Source organism: Streptomyces sp. W16 (assembly GCF_033194735.1).
Lineage (GTDB): Bacteria > Actinomycetota > Actinomycetes > Streptomycetales > Streptomycetaceae > Streptomyces.
Genome location: NZ_JAWOAI010000132.1, coordinates 1 through 20847, shown reverse-complemented (window position 1 = coordinate 20847; position 20847 = coordinate 1). Strand labels below are relative to the sequence as shown.

Genomic DNA, 20847 nt, shown 5'->3' with positions numbered 1-20847 from the left:
GTTGGCGCGCCCTGACCGCCGCGTGCGCGGGCTGCGTCCGCGGTCGTACGTCCGTCGCGCTCGCCGCGTTCGCCCGGCTGGCCGGGGACGGACTGCGGGTGGCGGCTGCGAGCGGCGGAGCGGCGGTGACCGTCGACCCCGGACTGCCCGAGGGGCTCGGCGTGCCCGAACTCGTCGCGGAGGCAGCCCTGTTGCAGGCGCGGCTCGACTGGTTCCAGAGCAGGCTGGCGCGCCTGGAAGGGGGCACGGCACAGCAGTAGCCCGGGCCTTGACCTCAATGTCGGTCGAGGTTGAAGGCTGGTCGGTGCACCCACCCGTACCGATCAGCGGAGGCCAGTATGACCCGTCGTACCGACTCGCACCCCGACCTCGCCGACCCCCGAGTCGGCGCCCCCTTCTTCAGCACCTGGCGCGTCGGCACACCGCTGCGCCAGCGGCGGACGGGCGAGGCTGTCGCCGTCGCCTGGGAGCGCCGGCCGTGGCCCGCCGACGACCTCCTCGGCTATCACCTCTACACCGGGCACGACACCTCCACCCTCCTGCACTACTCGCAGTGGGCGAGCGAGCAGGCCTACGAGGCCTTCGTCAGGACCCGCCGCCAGGAGCGCGTCGACGAGATCGACACCGCGGTGCCGGGCATCGAGCGGCTCGGCCTGGGCCGCTACCGGCACTACCGCAGCGGCGGCCCGGCGGACCGGGGAGGGCGCGTCCCCGGGTGCGTCGTGATCGTCGACGTCGAGTTCGAGGGACCCGACCCCGACCGCCAACGGGCTTGGGTGGACGCGGTGTTCGAGGCGCTGGAGAACGAGCCTGCGCCGCACCCCGGCGGTATCGCCGCCCACTTCCACCTCTCCACCGACGGCACCCGCGTCCTCAACTACGCCGAGTGGGACAGCGCCCAGGCCCACCTGGAAGCCCTCGCGGCACCCGGCGACGGCATCGGCTCCGCCACCGCCCTCTGGGAACGCGTCCAGACCTGGCCCGGCCTCAAGAGCAGCACGGTCAGCCGCTACGACCACGCCCTCGGCCTGGTCCCCGACTGACCGCGGGACTCCGGCCGTAGTCCTATGAGCGACGGCGCGGCCGGAGGCCGGCTTCGGCGACGAGCCGCTCGTACTCGGCCTCGGCAGCCGCGTCCAGGAAGCTCACCCGCTGCCACCGGGCCAGGTCGTAGCCGTCGCTCTCGCGCCAGACCTCGACGACTGCGCAGAGTTGGTTCCAGTACTCCTTGATCCTGGTGAGTCGCTGCCTCTCCTCGGCGATCCGCTCGCTCTCGGTCGGCGTGGGGGCCGGGGCGGGCGGTCGGCCCGAGGGGTTGTGGACACGTCCTGTCAGGGGGCCACGTATCTCTGCATCGATGGTCAGGGCGAACATGCACACCGCCTCGGCGAGCGCCGAGGCCGCGCGGTGCTCGTCCGCGCCGCCGTCGTGAGCACGCTCCAGCGATTCCAGCCGCGGTGTCAGAAAGTCCACGACCGCCCAGACGTCGTCCATCGTGACGTCCACGGCGTGGAGCGGCTTGTGCTCCGGACCGGTACTCATCAGTGGGGTGCCCCTTGTCGATGTGGCGTCGTGGCGTCGCTCCCGCGCGGAGTGGGACGCGTCAATACTGACGGCTCCCACCGACAACCTCATTCCCCTGGACAAAAAAAGTTTTCGGTGGGACGGTGGACGCATGCTGGACGTCACCGTGATCGAGGACCCCGAGGCCGCAGCCGTCTCGCTGGACCCCATAAGGGCCAGGCTGCTCGCCGAGCTGGGGGCGGGGCCCGCGTCCGCCGCCATGCTGGCCGGCAAGGTCGGACTGCCCCGGCAGAAGGTGAACTACCACCTCAAGGCGCTGGAGCGGCACGGCCTGGTCGAGCTGGCGGGGGAGCGGCGGAAGGGCAATGTCACCGAGCGGCTGATGCGCGCGACCGCCGCGTCGTACGTCATCTCGCCGCTCGCGCTCGCCGCCGTGCAGCCGGACCCGGACCGCTTCCGCGACCAGCTCTCCGCGCGCTGGCTGCTGGCGCTCGGCGCCCGGCTGGTGCGGGACGTCGGTTCGCTGATCACTGGTGCGGAGAAGGCCCACAAGCGGCTGGCGACGTACGCGCTCGACGGCGAGGTGCGTTTCGCCTCCGCCGCCGACCGGGCCGCGTTCATCCAGGAACTGACCGCCGGAGTGAGCGCCCTCATCCGCAAGTACGACGCGGGAGAGGCGGAGGAGGGCCGCGACCACCGGATCGTCGTCGCCGTCCACCCCACGGTCAAGAAGCCACCCACCCCAGAACTGGACCAATAGAACCAGTGGAACCAGTAGTACTCAGGAGCTAGTCATGCCCAAGGAATTCGAGATCGTCTACGAGTTCGACGTCGACGCCACGCCGGAGCAGGTGTGGGACGCCATCACCTCCGGTACCGGCGGCTGGCTGTGGCCGATGGAGTTCGACGGCGAGAAGCGCGTCGGCCCCTTCGGTTCCACCCTCACGAACTTCGACCCGCCGCACCGGCTCACCGCCCTCAGCGAGGACGTCGGCTTCCCGACCCAGAGCCTCAACCAGATCGACGAGACCATCGAGCCCCGCGACGGCGGCCGGCGTGCCTGGGTGCGGTATGTGCACAGCGGGATCTTCACCGACGACTGGGACAACCAGTACGACGGCGCGAGCAAGCACAACGCGTTCTACATGCACACGCTGCGGGAGTACGTCACCCACTTCGCGGGCCGCCCGGTCGCGTTCGCGACACTCAACGGCCCCGACACCTCAACCGCCGCCGACGCCTTCGGAGTTGTCGGCCGGGCGCTCGGCCTCGCGGACGACACCGCCGAAGGAGCACGGGTCCAGGCCCGCGGCCCCGAGGGCCAACTCCTGGACGCCGTACTGGACTTCCGCGACCCGTACTTCATCGGACTGCGCACCGACAGCGCGCTGATCCGCTTCTTCGGGCGCAACCACTGGGGTGCCCCGGTCGGCATCAGCGTCCACGACTTCGCACCGGACGCCGACGCCAAGACGAACGAACTCGCCTGGCAGAACTGGCTGGACGGGGCCTTCGCCTGACCTGGTGCAAGTCGGCGAGACCCCGTCCACCCCCCGTGAGCCCCCGGGCTCCCCGTAGGTGCTACGGCTGGAAGCGCAGCACCTGCGGGTCGTGGTCGCTGATCTGGTCGTTGAACTCCGAGTTGATGTGGACGCTGTCGTACTCGAAGCAGTCCTTGCGGATCGACGGGCTGATCAGGATCTGGTCCAGGACCTGCTCGTTGCCCTGGTAGTCGTACGTGTAACGCTCGTTCTTCGGCAGGGACTTGATCGCCGAGTACAGCTCGCCGTCGCCTTCGAGGATCTTCGCGGTGTCGGAGAACTCGAAGTCGTTCATGTCGCCGAGTGTGATCACGTCCGCGTTCTTCTGCGCGGCGAGGATCTCGTTGACGAAGGCGTTGACCGCCGTCGCCTGCGCGTGCCGCTGGGTCTCCGAGCTGCGGGTGACCGGCTGGTACTGCGCGGTCAGCGGCTGGTCACCGCCCTTGGAGATCAGGTGGTTGGCGATCACGAAGACCGTCTTGCCCTTGAACACGAACTCGCCCGCGAGCGGCTTGCGGCTCGCGCTCCAGGCCGCGTTGGCCGGGTCGATCCGGCCCGGGGAGACGGTCAACTGGGCCTTGCCGTGCACTTTGGTGACACCGACGGCGGTAGTGGAGTCGCCGCCCGCGCGGTCGGTGAAGGAGACCCGCTCCGGGTTGAACAGGAACACCTGGCGGATGTTGCCGCCGGGCTCGCCGCCGTCCTTGTCGTTGACCGGGTCGATCGAGCGCCAGTCGTACTTCGGGCCGCCCGCCGCGACGATCGCGTCGATCAGCTTGTTCACCGTGACGCTCGCGTCGACCGTGCCGTCGTCCGTCGCACCGTTGTTGTCCTGGATCTCCTCCAGGGACACGATGTCGGGGGACTGCAGGTTGTTCACGATCGCGGCGGCGTGCGCGGCGAAGGTGCCGTCCGACGGGTCGAGGTTCTCGACGTTGTACGTCGCGACCGCGAGCTGGTTCCGCGACTGCTTCTCCGTCGTCTCGCGCTTCAGGCCGGCGCTCTTCACGGCGCCGATCTCGTTCGCGACAAGCGTGTAGCCGCCGTACTGGTTGAAGTCCAGCGGGCCGGCCGTGGTGCCGGTGAGCTTGTCGCCGACGTTGACGACCGGGAAGTCCGCCGTCGCGCCCAGGGACTGGATCTGCAGGCGCCCGCCGTTCTGCGAGTCGTAGGAGCCGTAGACCGTGCCGCCGCGCTTGGTGGCGTTCTCGTGCGGCTTCACCGTGACCCACAGCTCGGAGTACGGGTCGGTCGCGGTGACCACGCGCGCGTCCGAGACCTGGACGTTCATGCCCTCAAGGGACTCGTAGTAGTCCAGGGCGTACTTCTTCGGCTCCAGGGTCAGCGCGTTGATCGAACCGCTCGCGGCGGTGTCACCGGCCGGCGCGTACTTGCTCGGCACGGACCTGTCGCCGATCACCGTGGCGGCCGGTACGGCGTTGCCGCTGGAGACGACGGTGACCGTCGGCTTGGTGATCTCGGTCAGCGACTGGTTGCCCGTGGAGGCGCCGCCCGGGACGTACTCGGAGACCGTGCCGGAGACGGTGACCGCGTCGCCGACGGCGACCTTCGGCGTGGAGCTGGTGAAGACGAAGACGCCCTCACTGGTGGCCGGGTTGTCGTCCGGGGTCGCGTCCTGGAACCAGAAACCCTTGGACGAGCCGTACGTGCGGACGCCCGTGACGATGCCCGGTACGTCCGCGACCTTCTGGCCGGCGTACGGCGACACCCGGGTCGTGCCCTGGATGTCGTGGATGCGGACGCCGTCGGCGTGCGCGGGCGAGGTGAGAACGATCGCGGACGCCATGGAACAGGCGGCGGCGACGGTGAGCGCGGCGAGACGCGCGGAGGACTTGCTCGGCAACGGGATCCCTCCGGGGACATGCATGAGTGCCGGGACGAGGGTGATGGAACGTGAACAGGTGATACGGCGGTGGGAGCCGCGAACCGGTGGGGCGGTGGCGACGCGCGTAGAACTTACCTGGAATAGGTGTCCATGACATTTCTACGCGCGTCAATCTCATTGCGGCGCCGCTCAGTTGTCAAGGTTTCAGCCATGTACTCCTCGTGGCCGGGACATGAACCGGGCGGCATGGGTCGAAATCCGTCTAGGCTGAGCGGCTGAGTCGTGTGTCGTGTACGGCCGTCGTACGGCCTTCGAGGCGCCCTAGGAGAACCCACCGATGTCAGACAGCTCCCCCCTGCCGCCGGTGCGGCTGCACTCCGAAGCGGAGCTGGCGCGTGACGCGCTGTCCACACCCCTGCTCGCCCGCGCGGCCCGGCTCGCCCGCTGGGCCGGGCCCGACACCCGCATCGAGGCCGGTGGCGGCCTTGTCGACGAGCAACTGCCCGCCGCCGCCGAGCTGCTCGGGCTGACCGGAGACGACGCGGCGGCCGACGCGAGCGAGGCCTGGCGGGTCGCGGTCGACACCGGACTCGTCGAGATCGTCGACGAGGACGAGGGCACCGTGGCGCCCGGCGAGGAGCTGGCGCTGCTCACCTCCGGCTCGCCGCACGACGTCCTCGCGGTGTGGCTCGGCGCCCTCGACACCCTCCTCGCGGACGCGAGCGTGCCCGATCTGGACGGTCTTGTCGACGCCGTGGACGAGGGCGGCGAGGTCGATTTCTCGTCACTCGACTGGGACCCCGAGGCGGAGGCCGAGTTCCTCGACGGAGTCCTCGGCAACCTCTATCTGCTGACCGTCAACGAGGAGGGCCCCGGCGACGGCCCCGTCCCGCTGCCCGCGCTGGCCGCCTCGATGATCGTGCCCAGCGACATGGGGGAGCCCACCAACGACGTACTGGAACAGGTCTCCGACGCGATGATGCGCCTCGACGACCAGTTCCGGCTGCTCGCACCGGTCGGGATCGTCGAGTACCAGCCCGTGGACGAGGCCCTGATGGCCGACTTCGACGAACCGTCCGACGAACCCTCGGCATCCGTCGACGAGACCGACGTCACCCGCTACGGCATGGTGCGGCTCACCCCGCTCGGCCTCTACGGCCTGCGGGCCCGCCTCCAGGAGGCCGGCTTCGTGGCGCCCGCCGTCGGAGACCTCGCCGACAAGGGCGCGGACGCACTCCTCGACGGTACGTCGACCTTCCCGCAGGGAGCCGCGCGGGCCGAGACCGAACAGTGGCTGGCCGGCCGTGAACCCCTCACCGCCGCACGGGAGTTGCTGGCGGCGGCCCGTGGCGCCGACCCCGGCGCACCACTGCGCCGGCTGCTCTGTCAGCAGGCGCTCTCCCTCGTCGGCCGGGAGGCCGAGCCCGCACTGCGCGAGGTGCTCGACGACCCCGAACTGGGCGGCCTCGCCCGGGTCTGGCTCAGCGAACACGGCGCGAGCGACGTCCCCGCGCCCTCCGAGGAACTGGTCTTCTGGCTCACCGTCGACACCGTGGCCGCCCAACTGGCCGCCGAGGGCAACTCCGAGGAACTGCAGGCCCTAGTCGAGGGGCTGGCCCAGCAGCACAACGGGTTCTTCGCGGCGGCCTGGCGGGTGGACCACCCGGCGACCGCGGACGTCCTGGAGGCGATGGGCCGGCTGCACCCGGACAAGCGGATCGCGAAGGAAGCACGGAAGGCGGCCTTCAAGGCGCGTTCCCAGCAAGGGAATTGACGCAGGAAGCCGGGGTGTGGGGCCGCCGGCCTCCCCACACCCCGACCGTTCACCGCCTCAGCAGTGGTAGCTCGTCGTGTGCTTGAACGACGAGGTGTCCCCGTTGAAGCCGTACGTACCCCGGTAGGCCGGCGGGTTCTGGAACTCGCCGACGAGGGTCATCGCGTTGGCATAGGAGCCCTGGCCGGTGCGCTTCGCGTCGAGGCGGATCGTCTCGCCCATGAAGCCGCCCGTGATGTCCCAGGGGGCGCCGCTGATGCCGGAGGTGATCTGGCCGCCGGTCACGACGTGCGGGTAGGTGTTGGGGTTGTACCGCACCTCGATGGCGAACGTCATCGACCCGTTGTGCAGTTCCAGCTTGGCGGACGCGGAGACCGCCTCGGCGGTCATGTCCTGCTGGGAGGCGAACGCCTCGTCGCGCGTCTTGACTTCCGCGCCCTGGGGATTGTGGAAGCGGTGCTCGGAGCCGGTGTGGCTCTTCTGCCGCTTGGCCTGCGTGGTCATGCTGATTCCCTCTTCCGGTACGGGTGTTGAGCGACCGTTACGGGTGCTGAGTGACCGTCAGGCCAGCTGCTCGGCGATCTCCACCCGCAGCAGTGCGCGGACGTTCTCGATGTGGTTGGCCACGGTGACGACCGAGGAGCCCGCGAAGAGCAGTCCGGTCGCGACGTTGTCGAGGGAGGTCACCAGCGAACCGGAGTCGCCGCCCGCCGAGATGCTCGTCGTCAGCACCTGGTCCTTGAACCGGGCCGTGCCCGCCGTGCCGTAACCGACATCGATCGTGACGTCGGTCGCGATGATCCGGCCGAAGCTGATGTTCGTCGTACGGCCGGTCTTCTTCACCAGGTCGCCGACCGAGACATTGGCCTTGCGCCGCCAGGCGCGCGGCGCACCGCTGAAGTACTGCTCACGGGTGGCGTCCTGGAACTCCACGGCGCCGAGCGCGCAGTCCACCACGTTGTTGTGGCGCTCCACCGGGATCTGCGGTGCGAACTGGATCGGGATGAACCGGTCCAGGGTCGCGAGGCGGTCCGCCGGGTCGGTGCCGCCGTCGTACGCGCCGGGCTGCAGGATCGGGCTGCCCAGCTGGGCACGGTTGCAGTCGGCCAGCACGTGGTTGTTGGAGAGGACGTAGAACTTCGCGGGGGTGCCGAGGCCGGGACCCGGCGGGTCCACCGAGGCGCCCGGCAGGAAGTCGTACACCACGCTGCCCAACGTGCCCGCGGTCACCTGCACGTTGCCGACCGAGACGCCCGAAGGGGCGGGGCGCATACGGCGCTTGAGGAGCTGCGGCTCGAACTGGCCGAGCCCGCCGAGCTCTTCCAGCAACGGCTGGGCGAGGCCCGCGAGTTGCTCGGCCGCGCTGCCGTCGCCCCGGTAGGAGGTACCGCGGTCCTCGGGCCGGCCCGAGGTCCTGCGTTGCTGCTGCTGACGCTGCGCGGCGACATGGCCGACCGCGACGACGTCGGTGGGGGTGCCGTCGTCCATCGTCCGCGGGATGACATCCCGCTCGGGGAGCTGGGACTCCGGAACCTTCTGGGTCACGAACACCAGCACGGCTGCTTCGCCGGTGGCCTGTCCGTCGATCCACTTCACGCCGTGGCCGAAGCCGACGACGTTGGCCAGCGGCGACTGCGGCCGCAGGAAGTCTGAATTGGCTTGCTGGCGGGAGCTGTCACTCAGCTGGCCACCAGTCGGTCCTCGCATCATCTCGGGCTGGCTCACGCCAGACCACCTCATCGGATTACGGCTCTTGGTCCCTTATGGGCTGCGACGATCGCGCCTACTCGAAAGGGCCGTTCAAGGGGGCACTTCCCGCTCACACGGGCCGGACTCGTGAACCGGCCTTCCGCGGTGTGCTCTTCAGGTCTATGGCCGGGGGCAGGCAGAGTCAAGGCAATCTGAAATGAATCACGAATTTCGCCCTGATCCATACTTTCTGTCCGATCCGCTCCCTTTGACCTTGCTTTCGAAGTAGTGCCCGGTCGATTCGTCCGAGGCGGCGGACTTTTGGGTCCCGTGGGGGAGCGCATACGGATTCATGGAAGAGAGACTGGTGATGTCGCTCGGTGTTCAACTCCCGTTCAGACATGGGCGGAAGCGTGGCGCCGACCGAGGTCCGCCACCCTCCACGGCACACCCACCGTCACAGGAGACACCATGTCGCTCACCCGCAGAGACTTCGCAGCGAAATCCGCGATCACCGGTGCCGGGGTCGCACTGGCGGGCAGCGTCGGCGCCCTCGCCACCGCGCCGAACGCCCTCGCGGCCACCGACACCGACACCGAGGAGTCGGTGGCCGAATACGGACACGGGCACGTCGGCGTCGGCTACGGACCGCTGATCGCCGACCCGGACGGCCTCCTCGCCCTCCCCGCCGGCTTCAAGTACCGCGTCATCACCTACAGCGGCAAGACCAAGCTGGAGTCGGGCGAGTTCACCCCCTCCAACCACGACGGCACGTCCACCTTCGACGGCCCGCGCGGCGCCACCCTCCTCGTCAACAACCACGAGCTGGCCGGCCCCCGCGCCAACTGGCCCCACCCGGTCCCGCTCACCGAGGGCCTCGTCTACGACCCCGCCGCGGCCGGCGGCTGCACGGTCGTCGAGGTCCGCCGCGACCACGTCGCCGAGTGGGTCGGCATCGCCGGCACCGCCACCAACTGCGCGGGCGGCAACACCCCTTGGGACACCTGGCTCACCTGCGAGGAGACCGAGGACAAGACCGGCACCAACGGCTTCACCAAGGACCACGGCTACGTCTTCGAGGTCGACCCGGTAGACCGCCGCGCCAACCGAAACCCCAAGCCCATCAAGGCACTTGGCCGCTACGCCCACGAGGCCGTGGTCGTCGACCCCAAACGCGGCCACCTCTACCTGACCGAGGACGCGGCCAACCCCAACGGCCTCCTCTACCGCTGGACCCCGCCCGAGCACTTCCACCACGGCCGCGGCAAGCTCCGCACCCTCGCCGACGACGCGGGCGTCCTTGAGGCCTTCAAGTGCTTCGACTCCGGCGGCAAGTTCATCGACGACCTCTCCCGCGCGACGAAGATCGGCACGGTCTACGGCGTCGACTGGGTGACCGTCCCCGACCGCGACGCGAAGTCGGTGTCGGTCCGCAAGCAGTTCGCCACCGGCGAGGTCACCCGCGCCCGCAAGCTGGAGGGCATGTGGTGGGGCGACGGCGGCACCTACATCGTCTCCTCCTTCGCCCGCACGGAGAGCCCCGTCCAGCACGACGGCGCCGTCTGGTTCTACGACCCCAAGCGCCGCACCCTCACCCTCAAGGTCCTCCTCGGCGTCAACCCCGACCCGTCCGTGGACGGCGCGTTCGACGGCCCCGACAACATCACGGTCTCTCCCTACGGCGGCCTCGTCATCGCCGAGGACGGCGAGGGCGTCCAGCACCTGTTCGGCGCGACCGACAGCGGACGGACGTACCCGATCGCCCGCAACGAACTCAACATCGGCACCGAAGAGAAGCCGGAGTACAGCGAGTTCACCGGCGTGACCTTCTCGCCGGACGGCAAGACGCTGTTCGCGAACATCCAGACTCCGGGGATCATGCTGGCGATCACGGGGCCTTGGAAGCGGCAGCGGCGATAGCGTTCATCACTCGAATGGGTGACCTTGTCCTATTCCGTGGTCGATAGCTGGTGCTGGACATACCGTTCCCGCATGTCCAACTTGTGCGAACAGTGCGGTACTCCGGTGAAGGCGAAACGTCGGCGCTACTGCAGCAACCGTTGCAGCCTCCAAGGGACTGCGCTGCAGCGCTCGGAGGCAAAGCGGAGGCCCAAGCCGTCGTGCCCTCGGTGCGGCAAACCCGTTCTGACTCGCGGCGCGGTCCACTGCAGCCGAGCCTGTGCCAACGTGACGCGTCGGCAAGAAGCGGAGGCACGGCGCGCAGAACCCGCGCCGTGCCTCCGTTGCGGATCGACGGAGCGGCGCCCCCGCTGCGACGGGCCGTACTGCTCGTGGGCCTGCTTCAATGAGGACCGTTACGAGCGGACCGGCACTTTCGCGCGATGGTTCGCCGCATGGCAAGCGGGCGAGACCAGCGGGACGAGGGAAGACGGCAGTCCGGACTGGCGGGTTCGTCAAGCCCTGGTCCTGCTCCGGGGACAGCGCTGCGAGGAGTGTGGCTGGGCCGAGGTCAACCCTGTCTCCGGGCGCGTTCCCCTGCACGTCGATCATGTCGACGGAGACCGGACCAAGAACCGTCCGGAAGACGTCCGCCTGCTGTGCCCGAACTGTCATGCGCTGACGCCCAACTATCAGCACCTGAACAATCCCCGCGTCCAGCCGGTGCGCCGGAAGCAGAGTCGTCGGTACCAGGAGGTCTGGCTCGGCCAAGGTCCAGCCGAGGCGTCCCTCAGCCCGTCAAGCGCGGTGTCGCCGACGCCGTACGACGTCTCTACGGCGGCAAGTCGCTGCTGAAGTACGACACCGCGTCCAAGGGCTACCGCTTCGGCGACATCCTCAACCTGGTGCACGCGGCGCCGGACCCGGACAAGGCGTGGCAGGGCGAGCTGTTCCAGTACGCGCTGGACCGCCGGCACCACCCGGACACCGCCGTACCGCCCGCGTCGAACCAAGTCCTCACTGCGCACCGCGAGTTGATGGCGCTGCCGGTCGCGCAGCGACGCGCGGTCGTCACGGCGGCGGACGGCGCGGAGCGGCTCGCGGCGGCCGGGATGACGTGGGAGGCACTGGCAGGCTGGCTCCAGGGGCCGATGGACAAGGCGGCCTGGGAGGCGGTCATCCCGTCCATGGGTTCGATGGCGCTCGTCCGGAACCTCCGGAACTTCGACGAGGCCGGGGTCTCCGACGAGGTCGCGGCCCAGGTCGCGGCCAAGATCAGTGACCCGGCGGAGGTCGCGCGCTCGCGGCAGTTCCCCTTCCGGTACCTCGCCGCGTACCAGCACGCGCCCTCGCTGCGCTGGTCGTACCCGCTGGAGCAGGCGCTCGGCCACTCGCTGGCCAACGTGCCCGCACTGCCGGGTCGCACGCTGGTGCTCGTGGACCGCTCGGGCTCGATGTTCTACTCCCGGCTGTCCGACCGTTCGGAGCTCAACCGGGCCGACGCGGCGGCGATCTTCGGCACGGCGCTCGCGCTGCGGGCGGCGGACGCGGACCTCGTCGAGTTCGGTACGACGAGCAAGCGCCTGGACTTCGGCGCGGGCGAGTCGGTGCTCAAGGTCCTGGGCCGCTTCGGTGACCTGGGCGGCACCGACACCACCTCGGCGGTCCGCTCGCACTACCGGGGCCAGGACCGGGTGCTGATCATCACCGACGAGCAGGCCACGTACAGCCACTACGGCGACCCGACCGAGCAGGTACCGGCCCATGTGCCGGTCTACACCTGGAACCTCGCCGGGTACCGGTCAGGCCACGGCCCGTCCGGCAAGGGCAACCGGCACACCTTCGGCGGCCTCTCGGACGCGGCCTTCCGGATGGTGCCGCTGCTGGAGTCCGCCCGGGACGCGGACTGGCCCTGGGCTGCCTGAAGCCCGACGCGTGGCCCGCACCCACACATGGGTGCGGGCCACACCCTTGTCCGAGAGGCAATTGACATCTAACATTTCAGTTCATGAACGCCCTACGGCCCGTCCCGCGCACCCTCCTCCGCGACCGCGCCTACGCATCAATCCGGGACGCCATCGTGGCCGGTGAGATCGAGCCCGGTGCGGTGGTGCGGGACGCCGATCTCGCCGAGCGGCTCGGGCTGTCGCGCGCGCCGGTACGCGAGGCGTTCTCGCGGCTGGTGGAGGAGGGGCTGCTGGAGAGCAAGCCGCAGAGCTACACCCGGGTGACGCCGGTCGTGGCCGCCGAGGTGCGGGACGCCGCCGCCGTGGTCGGGGCCATGCACGAGTTGGTGACGCGGGTCGCCGTACCCCTCTTGCGGGACACGGACGTTGACGTGATGCGCGCGGCCAACGACCGGTTCGCCGCCGCGGTGGCCGCCGGTGACGTGGACGCGGCCCTGCGCGCCGACGACGAACTCCACGACGTACCGGTGCGGGTGAGCGGCAATCGCGCCGCCGCCGCCACCATCGCCCGTTACACCCCGCTCATCCGCCGACTGGAGCGACGACGCTTCGGCGAGGGCGGCTCATGCCGCTCGGCCGGACTGCACGAGCGGCTGATCGAGGCCTGCGCCGCAGGTGACACGGACGGTGCGGTCCGCGTCACGGCCGACATCTGGCACACCCTCGCGGACCTGGCCGACGCCGACTGACCCTGGAGGTCTCATGTCCCTTTCCTCGTACGACCGTTACCCCCTCCTCTTCGGCCCCTCGCCCGTCCACCCGCTGGAGCGCCTCACCGCCCACCTTGGCGGCGCCGCCCTGTGGGCCAAGCGCGAGGACTGCAACTCCGGTGTCGCGTACGGCGGCAACAAGACCCGCAAGCTGGAGTACCTCGTCGCCGACGCCCTCGCGAAGGGCTGCGACACCCTCGTCTCGATCGGCGGCGTGCAGTCCAACCACACCCGCCAGGTCGCCGCCTGTGCCGCCCGCGCCGGGCTCAAGTGCGTGCTGATCCAGGAGAGTTGGGTGGAGTGGCCCGACTCCGTCTACGACAAGGTCGGCAACATCCTGATCAGTCGCCTCGCCGGAGCGGACGTACGCCTGGTGAAGGCAGGGTTCGGTATCGGCTTCAAGGAGAGCTGGGAGCAGGCGCTGAGGGAGGTCGAGGAGAGCGGTGGTAAGCCGTACGCCATCCCGGCCGGTGCCTCCGACCACCCGCTCGGCGGCCTCGGCTTCGCCAACTGGGCCCACGAGGTCGCCGAGCAGGAGCGGGAGTTGGGCGTCTTCTTCGACACCGTGGTGGTGTGCTCGGTGACCGGCTCCACCCAGGCCGGCATGGTCGCCGGGTTCAAGGCGATCGAGGAGGCGGGCGGGCGCGAGCGCCGCGTACTCGGCATCGACGCGTCGGCGAAGCCCGCCGAGACCCGCGAACAGGTGGCCCGCATCGCGCAGGGCACCGGCCAACTCATCGGTGTCAAGCGGGAGTTGACTGTCGACGACGTCGAACTCGACGACCGCTACCACGCCGGTATCTACGGCATCCCGGACGAGACCACCCTGGAGGCGATGCGCCTCGCCGCCCGCACCGAGGGGATGGTCACCGACCCCGTGTACGAGGGCAAGTCGATGGCCGGGATGATCGACCTGGTCGCACGCGGCGAGATCGCCGCCGACTCCACCGTGCTCTACGCCCACCTCGGCGGACAGCCGGCGCTGAACGCGTACAGCGCGCTGTTCTGACAGGTCCAACTCCCTCCGGGCATACGGCGGACGGGACTTTGCCAGGGGGTCAGCCGTGCGGACGCGGGCCGCCTCCGTCCGCTGTCACCCGGGCCGCGATCCGGGCGAAATTGGCGGCGGACCGGGGTGCGTCCTCGCGGTGGACGACAGCCACCTCGCAGTCGGCCATGCCCTCGATGGGCACGTAGCGGACGCCCTGTCGGCCGTAGAGGCGGGCGACGGATTCGGGGACCACGGAGAGGCCGCGGCCGATGGCCACGGACTGCAACTCGGCCTCGAAGGTGGCCGCTTCGTGGGTGATGTTCGCCGGGGTGCTGCGGTAGGAGGCGAGGATCCAGTAGTCCCGCCAGGCGTTGTCGCCGGGTGCCGCGACGATCGGCTCGGTCAGGACCTGTGCGACGGTCACCCGGGGCAGTGCCGCGAAGGGGTGCAGCGCGGACACGCAGGCCACGCACCGCTCGCTGAGCAGGGTGGTGGACACCGCGTCCGGCACCCCGTCCAGTGGCGGCCGGACCAGGGCGACGTCGGTTTCCCCGCTGTCCAGGCCGCCGTTGGGGGAAGCGAAGTCGTACTCGGTGAGTTCGAGGGCCACATCGGGGTACTGGTCGGCGAACGCCCGCAGGATCGCAGGCACATGGTCGACGGCGGCTCCGATCAGATAGCCGACGCGCAGCCGGCCGAGTTCACCGCTCGCCATCCGTGCGGACTGCTCCATCGCCGTGTCGAAGCGGTCGAGGACGGCCTGCGCTTCGACGAGGAAGCGTTCACCGTCCGGGGTGAGGGCGGTGGAACGCGTGGTCCGGGCGAACAGGCGGATGCCGAGCGCCGCCTCCAACTGGCGGATGGTGTGGCTCAGCGAAGGTTGCGCGATGTGCAACTGCTCGGCGGCCCGGGTGAAGTTCGCCGTCCGGGCGACGGCGACGAACGCGCGCAGGTGCCGAAGCTCCACATTCATAGACGCCATCTATGAAGTCTACGGAATTCGGTCTTTCACAGGAGCCCGACCCCGCTCCTAGCCTGCGGAGACACAGCTCACACCCGAGACGGAGTCGCCGTGACAGACACCCTCATCCATCAGGCACAGGCTCACGCCCGGGGCCGCGAGGTCCTGCTGCACGAGCCGGCGGGCGGCGATCCGGACAAGCTCACGCTCGTCAAGGCGCGTGGCTCGCTGGTGTGGGACGAGGAGGGCAGGGAGTACATCGACTGCACAGCGCAGGCCTGGTCGAACAACCTCGGCGCCAACGACCCGCGCGTCATCGAGGCGGCGATCGAGCAGACCCGGCAGATCACCCATGCCCGGCCGACGTTCCACACCCCCGCCCTGCTGGAACTCGCCGAACTACTCGTGTCGATAGCCCCCGCCGGTCTGGACCGTGTCGGCTTCACGCTGCACGGCTCGATGGCGGTGGAGATGGCGCTCAAGCTCGCCCTGCGCAACCGCCCGGACGCCCGGCACGTGGCCGTCCTGCACGACGCCTACCACGGCCGCTCGATCACCACCATGGCCGCGAGCTGGCCCCACCCGGGCAACGCCTTCGGGATACTCCAGCCGCAGTTCCTCCGGCTCCCGCGGCCCGACCAGTACCGGCCGCGCCCCGGCCTGACCGCGGACCAGGACACCGAGCTGACACTCCAGATCGTCCGCGACATCCTCACCAAGGGCACCGAAGGCCCCGTCGCCGCACTGATCTACGAGCCCATCCAGGGCAACGGCGGCCACAACGCCTTCTCCGCGCGCTGGCACCGCGGCATCCGCGAGATCTGCGACGAGCTCGGCATCATGCTGATCATCGACGAGGTACAGACCGGCCTCGGCCGCACGGGCAGCATGTGGGCCAGCGACCACTACGGCATCGAGCCCGACGTCCTCGTCTTCGGCAAGGGCGTCGGCGGCGGCTTCCCACTCGCCGGAGTACTGGCGAAGAACCGCTTCGCCGCCTTCCTCCCCGGCGACGACCAGCTCACCTTCGGCCAGTTCCCGGTCTCCGTCGCCGCCGGCCTCGCCGCCGTCCGGGCGATCATCGACGACGGCCTGTGCGACCGCGCCGCCGCGCACGGCGAGTACGCCACCGGACGGCTGCGCGAGATGCAGACCCGCCACCCGCTCATCGGCGACGTACGCTCACCGGGACTGATGGTGTCGATCGAGCTGGTCCGCGACCGGGTCACCAAGGAGCCGGCCACCACCGAGGCGCACGCCGTGTTCGAGCTGGCACAGCAGCGCGGCGTCATCTTCGGCGAGAGCCGCTACGCCGGACTCGGCAACCTGATCAAGGTCAAACCGCCGCTCGACATCAGCCGGGACCACCTGGCGACCGCCCTCGACGTCCTGGACGAGGTGCTGACCGAGGTCGAGAAGACCGCCGGGACCAGGACGGGAGAGCTGTCATGACCGCTGCCGAAGACCTGCCGGCGAGAACCACCGACGCCGACGACCTCGCGGCGCTGGGCTACGGCCAGCAGCTGAACCGGTCGATGAGTTCCTTCACCGCGTTCGCTCTCGCCTTCTCGATGGTCTCGATCAACACCGGCATCGTCACCCTGTTCATGGACCCGTTCTCGCGGGTCGGCGGCGCCGCGGTGCTGCTGTGGCTGCTGGTCCTGCCCATGGTGCTCACCCTGGTCGCGGTCTACGCCCACCTGTCCGGGCGGATGCCGATCACCGGCTACGCCTACCAGTGGTCCAGCCGCCTGGTGGGGCCGCACTTCGGCTGGTTCACCGGCTGGATCGCGCTGGTCTCCTTCCTCGCGGGCACCGCCGGGACCGCCGCCGCGGTCGGCACGGTCTTCGCCCCGGAGATCTGGCGGCACCCGACCACCCACCAGATCCAGGCGTTGTCGATCGGCTGCACGCTCGTCGCCGCCGCGCTCAACATCATCGGGGTCAAGGTCGCGACCCGGATCAACAACGTCGGTGCGTCGATCGAGTTGATCGGCACGTTCGTCCTGGTGCTGGTCCTGGCCGCGGGTGTCCTGGTGTTCTTCAAGCACACCCAGGGACTGTCGATCCTCGCCGACGCCAAGCCGCTGACCGGGAAGCCGGTCACGCTGACGAGCGTCGCACTGGCCGGTCTGCTGCCGGTCTACGTGCTGCTCGGCTGGGAGGGCGCGGCGGACCTCGCCGAGGAGACGGTCGACCCGCGCAGGGCGGCGCCGCGTGCGATGTTCCGCTCGGTCGTCGTCTCCGGGATCATCGGCTTCGTGGTCTTCGCCCTGCTGGCGATGGCCCTGCCGAGCAGTCCGGCGGCCTTCCTGACCGGATCGGAGAACCCGGTCCTGAAGCTCGTCTCCGAGCAGATCGGGCCGTTCGCCCGGGCGCTGATGATCGTGGTGGCCTTCGCCTCGATCTTCGCCTGCCTCATCGCCAACATGGCGGTCGCCACCCGGATGATCTTCGCGCTCTCCCGCGACAACATGCTTCCCGCGTCGAAGGGCCTGCAGAGCGTCGGGCGGCGCAGCAGGGCCCCGGTCCCGGCCATCGTTGCCGTCACCGTCGTGGCCGTCGTGCTCAACCTGCTCAACTCCGGTCTGGTGGGCAAGATCTACGCGATGGTCGGGCTCACCTACTACCTGACCTACGCGCTGACGATGACCGCCACGGCGGTCGCCGAACGACGCGGCACCATTCCCGCGGCCACCGAAGGGGTCTTCGACCTCGGTCGCTGGCTGAACCCCGTCGTCGGGTTCGCGCTCCTGTGGTGCGGCATCGTCATCGCCGTGCTCACGTTCCCCGCGGAGAACAACCAGAACGCCGTGACGGTGTCGGTCGTCCTGGCCGTCGGCTTCCTGTGGTGGGCGCTCGTCCTGCGACGCCGTCTGAACGCCGGTGCCGCCGGGCCGCCGGGCGCATCCCGGACGCTCAGGGGCGCGGGCACGCGACCGGCCGAGCAGAACGCCGGTCCACCGCCGGCGCACTGAACGGAACGATGCGCTCCGGGTGCGCGGGTGACGACGGTCCCCGCGCGCCCGGGGCGCTGACCCGCCCGGCGAACCCGTCAGGGAGACACGCTCCGGGCAGCCTTCTCGGCCTTCCTGCCGGTGATCACGAACGCCGACACCAGCAGCGCGGTCAGGGCGATCAGCGCGCCGACACCGAACGCGCGGGACGAGCCGTGGACGAGGATCTCGGACGGTGACCCGGTCGCGTGCCGGGTCGCCGTGCCGAAGACCGTGACCAGGATGGACAGGCCGAGGGTGCCGCCGAGCCACTGGAGGGTCTGGAGCAGGCCCGACGCGGAGCCCGCCTCGCGGGGTTCGATGCCCGCGAGGATCGTTACGTTGAGGGGCATGAAGCTGAGGCCGACCCCCGCGCCCATCAGGAACAGGGGGCCCAGCAGGCCGGTCAAGTAGCCGTCGCCGGGGCGGAGTTGCCACAGCCACGTCGCCGATGCGACGAGCACGGCCATGCCTGAGAGCAGGACCGGCTTGGCGCCGAAGCGGGCCAGCAGGCGCGGTACGAAGCGAACCACCGTGAACAACGCCAGAGTCATCGGCAGGAAGGCGAAGCCCGCGCGCAACGGGCTGTAGTCCAGGACCCGTTGGCTGATCAGAGTGAGGAAGTAGAACGCTCCGAACATGCCTGCCGGGAGCAGCAGGACGCTCACGTAGCCGCCCGCGCGGTTGCGGCTCGCGAAGAGACGCAGCGGCATGATGGGTTGGTCGGCGCGGGACTCGACCAGGGTGAAGCCCGCCAGCAGGGCCGCCGCCGCGCTGAACCCCAACTGAGCCTGTGTATCGCCCCAGCCGTCCGACGACACCCGGATGAACGCATACACCAGCGAGGTCATCCCTGCGGTACCGGTGAGCGCGCCCGCGGCGTCGAACCGGCCAGCGTGGCGCGGGGTTTCGGTGACGAAGCGGGGGAGGGCGAGAGCGACCGCGATGCCGATCGGCACGTTGATCAGCAGGGACCAGCGCCAGGACGCCCAGGAGGTCAGCATGCCGCCGATGACCAGGCCTATCGAGGCGCCGATGCCGGCCATGGAGGTGTAGATGCCGAGCGCGTGGTGACGGCGCGGTCCCTCCGGGAAGTTGGTGGTGATCAGGGCGAGTGTGTTGGGTGCGATGAGCGCGGCGCCCAAGCCTTGGAGCGCTCGGGCCGCGAGCAGCCAGGCACTGTCGGTGGCCAGTCCGCCGAGGAGGGAGGACGTGGCGAAGAGCAGGACGCCGATCGTGAGCGTGCGGCGGCGGCCCGCGATGTCTCCGACCCGGCCGCCCAGCAGGAGCAGACCGCCGAAGGCGAGGGTGTAGGCGTTGAGGACCCAGGACAGGCCGGTGGGGCTGAAGTCGAGGTCCTTCTGGATGGCGGGCAGCGCGACGTTGACGACGGTGGAGTCGACGCCGACCATCAGATAGGCGGTGACGACGACTAAGAGGACGGTTCCGAGCCTGGCGGGTCGGGGCGGTGCTGAGAGAGCATCGGTGGTGGTGGACGGTGCGGACGGGGTGGACATGGAGTTCTCCCGGTCTGGCGTCCCCGTGTGAAAGGCGTGCGGGCAGCACGGACTGCCCGTCGACGAGCACGACGGTAAGCGGGGACTGTCTCCGTTTAGTACTCGGTAAGATACGGAGAGAGTCCCCGGTTCGCAAGGAGTATCTGGATGGCGCAGGTCAGACCCATGCGCGCGGACGCCCGGCGCAACTACGACCGCCTGCTGAAGGTGGCGGCGGAGTCCTTCGCCGAGCACGGGGAGAACGCGTCCCTCGACGACATCGCCAAACGCGCGGGGGTCGGGTCCGGCACGCTGTACCGGCACTTCCCGACCCGGCAGGCGCTGCTTGAGGCTGCCTACGTCGACCGGATCGAGGCGCTCGCGTCCCGCGCGGACGAGATCGCGAAGGAACTCCCGCCCGGCGAGGCGCTGGTCGAGTGGCTGTACTGGGTCGGCCTAGGCATGATCCAAGTGCGCGGCATGAAGGCCCTGTTGGGCTCGGCCGTCATGGACGGCAGCCAGGCGGCGTTGACAGCCTGCGCGGGCTCGATGAAGGGCGCGGCACAACGGCTGGTCGAGGCGGCACAGCGGGAGGGGACCCTGCGCCAGGACATCGAGCCGATCGAGATCCTGCGGCTGGCCCACGGGGTGTCCACGGCTTCCGAACTGGCGGACGGCCAGGGGAAGTTCATCCGCCGCTATCTGTCCCTGCTGACGGACGGGCTACGGCCCCCGGCCGGGGGCTGAAACGCCGGGCGCCCCTCGAAAGGGGCGCCCACAGCGGTCGTTGGTCTGCCTACAGTGCTTGGGCGGCCGGCTTCACCATGCCCCGCACCGTGCGGGACTTCACGAAGTCGCCCATCGCGGTCATGTCCCACTCGCCGGAGAACTGCTTGACGAGCTTGGCCATCATCACGCCGGTCTGTGCCTCGGCGTTGGTGAGGTCGAAGCGGACCAGTTCCTCGCCGGTCGCGGCGTCCAGGAGGCGGCAGTAGGCCTTGGCGACCTCGGTGAACTTCTGGCCGGAGAAGGAGTTGACCGTGAAGACCAGGCCGGTGACGTTCTCGGGGATGCGGCCGAGGTCGACCACGATCACCTCGTCGTCACCGCCGCCCTCGCCCGTGAGGTTGTCACCGGAGTGCTTGATCGCGCCGTTCAGGATCGACAGCTTGCCGAAGTAGCAGCTGTCGACGTGGTTGCGCTGCGGGCCGTAGGCGATGACCGAGGCGTCCAGGTCGATGTCCTTGCCGCGGAACGCGGGCTCCCAGCCGAGGCCCATCTTGACCTGGGAGAGGAGCGGACGGCCGCCCTTGACCAGGGACACCGTCTGGTTCTTCTGGAGGCTGACGCGGCCCTTGTCGAGGTTGATCTTTCCCGCGCCGAGCGGGGGTGCGGCGGGCGGGGCCGGGGGAGCGGCGGGTACCGGGGGTGCCACCGGGGTCTGCACCGTGGG

Annotated in this window: 17 protein-coding genes and 2 pseudogenes; 12 read left to right on the top strand and 7 right to left on the bottom strand. The window is 69.9% G+C overall.

Translation table 11 applies throughout. The features are described from left to right. Together R6V09_RS19410 and R6V09_RS19405 are read left to right on the top strand one after the other, a co-directional pair. Positions 1-260 (top strand): annotated as a pseudogene (locus R6V09_RS19410) (hypothetical protein); the annotation flags it as partial. Between the two features lie 78 nt (positions 261-338). After that, a complete protein-coding gene (locus R6V09_RS19405) occupies positions 339-1043 on the top strand; it encodes an antibiotic biosynthesis monooxygenase (RefSeq protein WP_317882674.1) in 705 nt (234 codons plus the stop codon). 22 nt (positions 1044-1065) lie between these two features. Here R6V09_RS19405 and R6V09_RS19400 read toward each other — a convergent pair whose 3' ends face one another. Continuing rightward, the gene (locus R6V09_RS19400) at positions 1066-1542 is read right to left on the bottom strand and encodes a hypothetical protein (RefSeq protein WP_317882673.1); all 477 of its coding nucleotides are present in this window, start codon (positions 1540-1542) and stop codon (positions 1066-1068) included. A gap of 133 nt (positions 1543-1675) precedes the next feature. Here R6V09_RS19400 and R6V09_RS19395 point away from each other — a divergent pair, with 133 nt between their 5' ends. Both R6V09_RS19395 and R6V09_RS19390 read left to right on the top strand, forming a co-directional pair. Continuing rightward, positions 1676-2284: an ArsR/SmtB family transcription factor gene (locus R6V09_RS19395; protein WP_317882672.1), complete on the top strand. Its 609-nt coding sequence runs from the start codon at positions 1676-1678 to the stop codon at positions 2282-2284. Between the two features lie 34 nt (positions 2285-2318). Beyond that, positions 2319-3044, top strand: a complete 726-nt coding sequence (locus R6V09_RS19390) for an SRPBCC family protein (RefSeq protein WP_317882671.1) — start codon at positions 2319-2321, stop codon at positions 3042-3044. Positions 3045-3105: 61 nt separating this feature from the next. On the opposite strand, the gene R6V09_RS19385 is transcribed toward R6V09_RS19390, so the two are convergent. Beyond that, the gene (locus tag R6V09_RS19385) at positions 3106-4929 is read right to left on the bottom strand and encodes an endonuclease/exonuclease/phosphatase family protein (protein ID WP_317882670.1); all 1824 of its coding nucleotides are present in this window, start codon (positions 4927-4929) and stop codon (positions 3106-3108) included. A 319-nt stretch (positions 4930-5248) separates the two neighbouring features. Here R6V09_RS19385 and R6V09_RS19380 point away from each other — a divergent pair, with 319 nt between their 5' ends. After that, entirely contained in the window at positions 5249-6685 is a 1437-nt protein-coding gene (locus R6V09_RS19380; RefSeq protein ID WP_317882669.1) for a hypothetical protein, read from the top strand. 57 nt (positions 6686-6742) lie between these two features. Here R6V09_RS19380 and R6V09_RS19375 read toward each other — a convergent pair whose 3' ends face one another. Both R6V09_RS19375 and R6V09_RS19370 read right to left on the bottom strand, forming a co-directional pair. Further along, a complete protein-coding gene (locus tag R6V09_RS19375) occupies positions 6743-7189 on the bottom strand; it encodes a hypothetical protein (protein WP_317882668.1) in 447 nt (148 codons plus the stop codon). A gap of 57 nt (positions 7190-7246) precedes the next feature. Beyond that, entirely contained in the window at positions 7247-8410 is a 1164-nt protein-coding gene (locus R6V09_RS19370; protein ID WP_317882667.1) for a hypothetical protein, read from the bottom strand. 435 nt (positions 8411-8845) lie between these two features. Here R6V09_RS19370 and R6V09_RS19365 point away from each other — a divergent pair, with 435 nt between their 5' ends. The 4 genes and pseudogenes from R6V09_RS19365 (at position 8846) to R6V09_RS19350 (ending at position 13959) form a co-directional block, all read left to right on the top strand. Further along, complete coding sequence (locus R6V09_RS19365) at positions 8846-10294, top strand: alkaline phosphatase PhoX (protein ID WP_317882666.1); 1449 nt, start codon at positions 8846-8848, stop codon at positions 10292-10294. A 758-nt stretch (positions 10295-11052) separates the two neighbouring features. Further along, positions 11053-12198 (top strand): annotated as a pseudogene (locus tag R6V09_RS19360) (TROVE domain-containing protein); the annotation flags it as partial. Between the two features lie 83 nt (positions 12199-12281). Further along, complete coding sequence (locus R6V09_RS19355; protein ID WP_317882665.1) at positions 12282-12929, top strand: GntR family transcriptional regulator; 648 nt, start codon at positions 12282-12284, stop codon at positions 12927-12929. Positions 12930-12942: 13 nt separating this feature from the next. After that, positions 12943-13959 (top strand): 1-aminocyclopropane-1-carboxylate deaminase, encoded by a 1017-nt coding sequence (locus R6V09_RS19350; protein WP_317882664.1) that lies wholly within the window; start codon positions 12943-12945, stop codon positions 13957-13959. A gap of 49 nt (positions 13960-14008) precedes the next feature. On the opposite strand, the gene R6V09_RS19345 is transcribed toward R6V09_RS19350, so the two are convergent. After that, positions 14009-14923: a LysR family transcriptional regulator gene (locus R6V09_RS19345; protein ID WP_317882663.1), complete on the bottom strand. Its 915-nt coding sequence runs from the start codon at positions 14921-14923 to the stop codon at positions 14009-14011. A 90-nt stretch (positions 14924-15013) separates the two neighbouring features. Between R6V09_RS19345 and R6V09_RS19340 the strand changes: the two genes are divergently transcribed. Both R6V09_RS19340 and R6V09_RS19335 read left to right on the top strand, forming a co-directional pair. Beyond that, on the top strand, positions 15014-16354 hold the full coding sequence (locus R6V09_RS19340) for an aspartate aminotransferase family protein (RefSeq protein ID WP_317882662.1): 1341 nt from the start codon (positions 15014-15016) through the stop codon (positions 16352-16354). After that, positions 16351-17880, top strand: coding sequence for an amino acid permease (locus R6V09_RS19335; protein WP_317882661.1), 1530 nt, complete (start codon positions 16351-16353; stop codon positions 17878-17880). Before R6V09_RS19340 ends, R6V09_RS19335 begins: the two co-directional genes overlap by 4 nt. A gap of 77 nt (positions 17881-17957) precedes the next feature. On the opposite strand, the gene R6V09_RS19330 is transcribed toward R6V09_RS19335, so the two are convergent. Next, complete coding sequence (locus R6V09_RS19330; protein WP_317882660.1) at positions 17958-19415, bottom strand: MFS transporter; 1458 nt, start codon at positions 19413-19415, stop codon at positions 17958-17960. 147 nt (positions 19416-19562) lie between these two features. Here R6V09_RS19330 and R6V09_RS19325 point away from each other — a divergent pair, with 147 nt between their 5' ends. Further along, positions 19563-20141 (top strand): TetR/AcrR family transcriptional regulator, encoded by a 579-nt coding sequence (locus tag R6V09_RS19325; RefSeq protein ID WP_317882659.1) that lies wholly within the window; start codon positions 19563-19565, stop codon positions 20139-20141. A 49-nt stretch (positions 20142-20190) separates the two neighbouring features. Here the strand turns inward: R6V09_RS19325 and R6V09_RS19320 are convergent. Then, positions 20191-20847, bottom strand: a 657-nt coding sequence (locus R6V09_RS19320; protein ID WP_317882658.1) for a TerD family protein, incomplete at its 5' end; no start/stop codon positions are given.